General features: G+C 57.5%; 7 protein-coding genes. 5 read left to right on the top strand and 2 right to left on the bottom strand.

Going from position 1 to position 6,202, the window contains the following annotated elements; genetic code table 11:
• On the bottom strand, nucleotides 1-363 hold a 363-nt coding region (locus tag BLP23_RS27945; RefSeq protein WP_233426835.1), incomplete at its 3' end, for an alpha/beta hydrolase fold domain-containing protein.
• A gap of 299 nt (nucleotides 364-662) precedes the next feature.
• Between BLP23_RS27945 and BLP23_RS27940 the strand changes: the two genes are divergently transcribed.
• Nucleotides 663-872, top strand: a complete 210-nt coding sequence (locus BLP23_RS27940) for a hypothetical protein (RefSeq protein WP_092587984.1) — start codon at nucleotides 663-665, stop codon at nucleotides 870-872.
• On the top strand, nucleotides 865-1,317 hold the full coding sequence (locus tag BLP23_RS33920) for a hypothetical protein (RefSeq protein ID WP_167364008.1): 453 nt from the start codon (nucleotides 865-867) through the stop codon (nucleotides 1,315-1,317). Before BLP23_RS27940 ends, BLP23_RS33920 begins: the two co-directional genes overlap by 8 nt.
• 78 nt (nucleotides 1,318-1,395) lie before the next feature.
• On the opposite strand, the gene BLP23_RS27930 is transcribed toward BLP23_RS33920, so the two are convergent.
• Nucleotides 1,396-1,836 carry an RbsD/FucU family protein gene (locus tag BLP23_RS27930; protein ID WP_092587982.1) on the bottom strand — a complete coding sequence of 147 codons (441 nt, stop codon included), beginning with the start codon at nucleotides 1,834-1,836 and terminating at the stop codon, nucleotides 1,396-1,398.
• Between the two features lie 366 nt (nucleotides 1,837-2,202).
• Between BLP23_RS27930 and BLP23_RS27925 the strand changes: the two genes are divergently transcribed.
• The 3 genes from BLP23_RS27925 to BLP23_RS27915 all read left to right on the top strand — a co-directional run bounded on the left by BLP23_RS27925 (nucleotide 2,203) and on the right by BLP23_RS27915 (nucleotide 6,197).
• Nucleotides 2,203-3,264 carry an ABC transporter ATP-binding protein gene (locus BLP23_RS27925; RefSeq protein ID WP_167364007.1) on the top strand — a complete coding sequence of 354 codons (1,062 nt, stop codon included), beginning with the start codon at nucleotides 2,203-2,205 and terminating at the stop codon, nucleotides 3,262-3,264.
• Nucleotides 3,265-3,360: 96 nt separating this feature from the next.
• Nucleotides 3,361-4,998 carry an ABC transporter substrate-binding protein gene (locus BLP23_RS27920; RefSeq protein WP_210263338.1) on the top strand — a complete coding sequence of 546 codons (1,638 nt, stop codon included), beginning with the start codon at nucleotides 3,361-3,363 and terminating at the stop codon, nucleotides 4,996-4,998.
• A 74-nt stretch (nucleotides 4,999-5,072) separates the two neighbouring features.
• Nucleotides 5,073-6,197 carry a carbohydrate ABC transporter permease gene (locus BLP23_RS27915; protein ID WP_092587980.1) on the top strand — a complete coding sequence of 375 codons (1,125 nt, stop codon included), beginning with the start codon at nucleotides 5,073-5,075 and terminating at the stop codon, nucleotides 6,195-6,197.
• Nucleotides 6,198-6,202: the final 5 nt, after the last annotated feature.

Raw genomic sequence — 6,202 nt, 5'->3', positions numbered from 1 at the left:
CGCCTCGGTCACTGCCGGTGATTGGTGGACCTTGGCGATCTCATCCGGAAAGCCGGCGCCAATTTCCAAGAGGTTCGATATCCCGTACATCGTCACCGCCGCCTGGACTTCGGATGATTTGTCGAGAAACTGGCCTTTGTCGAAGGTCTTGTCTCCATTCGTCATGCCCATCATCTGCGAGACATATCCACCGGCAGAATCTCCGAGCACACCGATACGGGCAGGATCGATACCGTATTCCTCCGCGTGTTCGCGCAGATAGCGGATCGCCGCCTTACCATCCTCAACAAGTGCCGGATATTTGTTGGGAACCGTGCGGTATTGCGCGGCTGCGACCACGAAACCGGCCTTTGCAAGTGCCATCCGCAGATCGATGAATTTTTCATGCTCTGCCGAGATAAACCCGCCACCGGAAAATAGACGATCGCCGGTTTCAGATCATTGTTCCGGGGCACCAGAAGCGACATTTCAAGCTGGGTAACAGCCCGAACTTGTTTGATCTGCGCAAAGTCATCGACGGCCACATCACGATGCCGGAACTGCCGGGCATCGGCTTCGAAGGCAAGTCCGACCTGATCAAGGTCATGCGCGAACTCGCCGAATAGCGTTGTTTAGTGGGGAGCGCTCGTTCCGCTCCCCGACATTTCTTGAAGAATTTCGGCATGATCGATGACGTCCGCCAAGCCGCTCACGACTATCATTGTCATCCGGAGCCGATCACGCTGACCGACATCAACGGCGTCGTTCATGCCGAGCGCAATACCCCGATGCTGCCCGACATGCGCCGGTTCGCCCATCGGACCGATGCCCGTAAGCTGGCCGAAGTCTTTCTGGGCCTATCCGCCCCTGCTGAATTCAAGCCCGATGGCTGAAACTGCTGGCCAATCCGGATCTGAAAATAATGCCGCACGTTGTGGAAGCCGCGCGGCCGATGCGATCATCGCCACTGACGCTGCGACCTCGCCAATCAGGTCAACAATCTCTCTGTTTCCCCTACATCTTGCGTGGCGCGCTCGACTGCCAGGCGACCGAAGTCAACGAAGATATGAAGATGGCGGCAGTGTCAGCCATTGCGGCGCTAGCGCGCGTCGAGCCTATGAAACCTTGGCCAATACCAATGGGGGAGAAGTGCTGTCGTTCGGTACCGAGCACATCATTCCCAAGCCCTTCGATCCACGCTTGATCCCCGACATCGCCCCGGCCGTCGGCAAGGCGGCAGCCGGCACGGGTGATGCGCCCGACCCGATTACTGATTTTCCTGCATACCACAGCCGGAGCGTCCGCTATGAGATTGACCGACTGTCTATATCAACGTGATTGGACGCCCGTCGGCGTCGATAATGGGTCGTCAACCCGCGGCGTGCCTCGCTGAATGTCGTTTTTGTCGGACCGGACTTAAACGACGCCTTTGCTGAAAATGAAGCACCCATAGGGCCCCATATCTGAGGTTCTTACAATTGCAAACGACTTTTTTGCTGCCTCATAGAACGCAAAACGCTCTAAGGCTTCTATGGGGACGCGCCTATCTTCGGCTCGATCGACAACTGACTGCATAGTCTCGAAAATTGGCATGGGAGCATCTGGGTCATCGACAACCTGCATGCGTTTTACCGGTGCGGTGACGAAAGTGTCGAGAGGAAACAGTTTTAAGACAGCTTCCGCAACCCGTGCGAGGCCACATCCCGAGACATCGATCAGGCGGCCGTAGGTTGTATGCCGAGCGATTGTCTGAGCCGGGTGGTTGACGTCACACAGAACCAATTGATCACCATGTCCCATAAGCATCAAGGCGTACAACAGTTCGGCGTTTATGACCGGATCGATTCCCTTTAGCACTTAATTCTCCTCCCGAGCGACAACACCCTGTTCTTTACGGCTTACTGCATCTCCGTAATGTTCGCAATGACACAGCGGGGGTGAGTCCCTAAGCCTCTCCTCGTTTCGGGCGTGATCGCGGCTGCATGCAAGTCCGAGCTTTCCCCGGGCATTACTGACTGATTACCGCTCATAAAAAAATTGCGAACTATTTACCCAACGCACTTTACAAAATTACGGTATCATGTGAAGTTTGATGCGCGGCGATATCCTCCCAGGATCTCCGGAACGGCGGTGGTGAAGCGCATTGCTTCCCGCCGCCTCCGTTGAGCGGGATCCTGGAGGGGACGTAGCGAGGAGAGCGCGACGCCGTTTGAGGAGAACAATTTGGCATCGATGAATATCGACAACGTCGGCAAAGCCTATGGTAGCTTGACAGTGATCCATGGGGTATCCGTGGAAATCCCGGACGGCGAGTTTGTCGTTCTTGTTGGGCCATCCGGCTGCGGGAAATCGACGCTGCTGCGGATGGTCGCCGGCCTTGAGCAAATCAGCTTTGGCGACATCAAGATCGACGGTAGAGTGGTTAACGGTCTGCCGCCGAAGGACCGCGACATCGCCATGGTGTTTCAGAGCTATGCCCTCTATCCGCACAAAACGGTGGCCGAGAACATGGGCTTCGCACTGAAAATGCGCGGCGAAACCAAGGCTTATATTGAAGAGCATGTGCGCAAGGCTGCCGAGATCCTAGATCTCACACCATACCTCGCGCGATATCCCCGGCAGCTTTCTGGCGGGCAGCGTCAGCGGGTTGCGATGGGCAGGGCGATTGTGCGTGATCCCAAAGTGTTCCTGTTCGACGAGCCACTGTCCAATCTAGACGCCAAGCTACGCGTGCAGATGCGAGCGGAAATCAAGGAGTTGCAGCGTCGTCTGGCAACAACCATGATTTATGTGACGCATGACCAGGTAGAGGCCATGACCATGGCCGACCGGATTGTGGTTTTAAGAGATGGTCGCGTTGAGCAGATCGGCTCACCGATGACGCTTTACGATAATCCCGCCAACACCTTTGTCGCCGGCTTCATCGGATCGCCGTCCATGAATCTAATCAAGGGCCACATCCGCGTTGCCTCGGAGCCTTTTTTCGAGACCGGCGAGGGGATTCGATTGCCGCTGGCAAGCGTGCCTGCAGGGTCAGATGGGCGTCCTGCCTGGTATGGGATCCGACCAGAGCATTTTACGCTTGGCGGTGACGTCAAAGCTCAGGTTTCGGTGGTGGAATCCACCGGATCTGAGACCCAGGTTTTTGCCAGGCTTGGGCAGCAGAAGGTCATCGGCGTATTTCGCGACCGGGTCAAAGAGCCCTCAGACCACCTGATCGCGATGACGCCCAACGCCGATCGCGTACATCTATTCGATGCACAGAGCGGAACGCGGCTCGGGTAAATTTTGCAGACGCTTTGGAGAAAGCGGCTTAGCCACACCGTGGCATTTGTTCAACAACGGGAGGAGAACCACGTGAAAGTCAGTGATTTCGAGAAAATGATGGCAATCGGCCTGAGCAGGCGCGCTATCTTAAAGACCAGTGCCAGTATTGGTGCCGTTGCCGCCATGGGTGGTGTCATCAGCCCGTTCGGCACAGCCTTCGCACAGGACACCTCGTTGCGGGGTCAAATTCTGCAGGTTCCAGGCGTGGGCAAAGGATCGCCAACGGACGCCGACTGGCAGAAAGTTGGTGAGATGTGCCTGGAGGCCACCAAGAAGAACGTCAAGCAGGGCGAGTTCTCGGGCGTCGAACTTTCCTTCATGGGCTTGAATAACCAGAATCTCCACAACGTCCTTTTCCGCGGTTTCTTGAAGCCGTGGGAGGCCTATACCGGTGCCAAGATCACATGGATCGATCTGGCCCAGGCCGACTACAATCCGCGCCTGCAGCAGGCAATTGCCACGGGTACCGTCGATTTTGACATCCTGGAAATGGGCGCTCCGTTTGAGGGCGATGTTTGTGGCAAGGGACTGGCGTCGGAAATGCCCGATTGGGTCAAGGCGCAGATCGACATGGATGACTATGTCGATTACCTGAAAGCGCCCGTCGGCACCTGGGACGGTAAGACCTACCGCATCTCGGTCGATGGCGATTGTCACAACTTCAATTATCGCACTGACTATTTTACCGACGAGACACTCGCTAAGGCCTGGAAAGACGAAGGCCACGAGGGCGAATGGGGGGTGCCAAAGACTTGGCAGAAGGTCCAGGAGGCCACCAAGTTTCTCAAAGGCAAGAAGATCGGCGGCGCGGATGCCATCGGTTATCTCGATGCACCAAAGGCGTGGGGCGGATTTGGCTTCTACTTCCTGGGCTCAAGGGCCACGGCCTACGCTAAACACCCAGACGACAAAGCTTGGCTCTTCGACGTGGATACTATGAAGCCGCGCATCAACAATCCGGCATGGGTTCGCGCAATTCAGGACGTCATCGACGCCCTGCCGTCGGAAGCCGGCGACCAGCTTAATGCCGATCCGGGCACGACCGCCTTCCAGCAGTTTCTGGCCGGCACGGGCTCCATGGTCTCCTGGTGGGGCGATGTAGGCTCCAGCGCCCGCACCAGCGACAGCTCGGTTGTTGGCGATACAATCGGATTCGATATCCTGCCGGGTTCAGACGACGTCTACAACGCCAAGACCGGCCAGTGGGACAAGCTCGCAAGCGGTCCGAACCACGCGCCGAACATGGCCTATCTCGGCTGGGGCGTTTACGTAATGGCGCGCGTTGACAGCGACGAGAAGAAGAAGAAGGCGGCCTGGAGTGCGGCAGCCCATCTCGGTGGAAAGGATCTTGCTCTTTGGACTGCGGCGTATCCATCCGGCTTCCAATGCTACCGCAAGAGTCAGTTCGATATCAAGGAATGGGTGGCAGCCGGTTACGACGAAGCATTCATCTCGAGCTATCTTGCTTCCCAGTCGAATTCTTACAACCATCCGAATGCGGCCATCGAACCGCGCATACCGGGCATCTTCCAGTATTACAGCGTGGCCGAAGACGAACTGGCGAAGGTTTTTGCCGGTCAGGCGAGCGCACAAGCCGGAGCCGATGCAATCGCTGCCGCTTGGGAAAAGATCACCGAGCAGCTCGGCCGCGACAAGCAGATCGCGCTCTACAAGGCCTCGCTCGGGGCCTAAGCTGAACAGCCAAGCGTCGCCCGCGACGCCTGGCTCTCATCCATGCCTGAAGAGCATGCGTCGAAGGTTTGTCAATGTCCCATACCATAATGCCAGCAGGCATCCCACCCGCTGCAACGCGTTCCGAGCAAACGGCGGTTCAGATCAGCGGCGCGCGGCGCGGCCGCATACTACTGTGGGCCGCGACCACGTTGCTGTTTGCGACGCTCGTCCTGCAGGTTCTCGAAGCCACCGGTGCAACATCAATTGGCCTTGTCAACTGGCGTCCGCTGCTCTTCGCTTATATTATATGGGCGAGTGCGCTATGTGCCGCGCAGGTCATGATCCGTGGTGAAGACGGGCAGCGCGCTGTCTTCGTGCTGCCAGCGGTCCTCTTCACAGTGGCAATGGTCGTGTTTCCTACCGTCTTCGGCGCTTATATCGCCTTCACGGACTGGAACTTGAGTGCTGTCGCCGGCCGTCGTTTCAACGGGCTCGACAATCTTCGCGCACTATTTTCGGACACCTATTTCTGGAACGCGCTGCTCAACATGGTCTATTATGTCCTGTCGGTGCTGGTGCAATATGCCATCGCCTTCGGGCTTGCTCTATTGCTGAATGCGGAGATCCGTGCGCGCAAGTTCTTCCGCGTGGCCTTCCTGCTACCGCTGATGCTGAGCCCGGTGGCCGTTAGCTGGATGATCGGCAAATCGCTGATGGAATACCGCTTTGGTCCGGCGGCCACGCTCGCCCGCCACCTCGGCTGGGACAATCCTGCTTTCTTTGCAACACCCTGGCTGGCGCGGACCTCCATCATGGCGATGGATGCCTGGGTATCGATCCCCTTCATGATGATCCTGCTCCTGGCTGGCCTGCAGGCGCTGCCGGCGGAGGTGAAGGAAGCGGCGAAGGTGGACGGCGCCTCCGGTTGGCAGAGTTTCAAGGAGATCACCTTTCCCCTAATGCTGCCGGTCAGCTTGACCGTCGTCATCTTGCGCATCATTTTCCAGCTCAAGCTCGCCGACATCGTCATCAACGTGACGGCAGGGGGGCCGGGTGGCGCGACCGACACCGTGTCGAGCTTCATCTTCCGCGAATATCGCGACCGCTCGAACGTGGGCTACGGCACCATGCTCGCTGAATTTTACCTCGTTGTCATCATCATCGTCGTCGCGCTCATCCTCAAAGGTGCCAGCCGATGGATGCAGCAATCCAACTGAGGCAC

The organism is Rhizobium mongolense subsp. loessense (assembly GCF_900099775.1).
Classification (GTDB): Bacteria; Pseudomonadota; Alphaproteobacteria; order Rhizobiales; family Rhizobiaceae; genus Rhizobium; species Rhizobium loessense.
The sequence above is the reverse complement of the archived record's forward strand: the minus strand, read 5'-3'. Positions and strand labels throughout refer to the sequence as shown.

What these genes read in the sequence shown, in the direction of transcription:
- BLP23_RS33920 (WP_167364008.1), top strand. Translation starts at nt 865, where the DNA reads ATGGCTGAAACTGCTGGCCAATCCGGATCTGAAAATAATGCCGCACGT.
- BLP23_RS27915 (WP_092587980.1), top strand. Translation starts at nt 5,073, where the DNA reads ATGTCCCATACCATAATGCCAGCAGGCATCCCACCCGCTGCAACGCGT.
- BLP23_RS27920 (WP_210263338.1), top strand. Translation starts at nt 3,361, where the DNA reads ATGATGGCAATCGGCCTGAGCAGGCGCGCTATCTTAAAGACCAGTGCC.
- BLP23_RS27940 (WP_092587984.1), top strand. Translation starts at nt 663, where the DNA reads ATGATCGATGACGTCCGCCAAGCCGCTCACGACTATCATTGTCATCCG.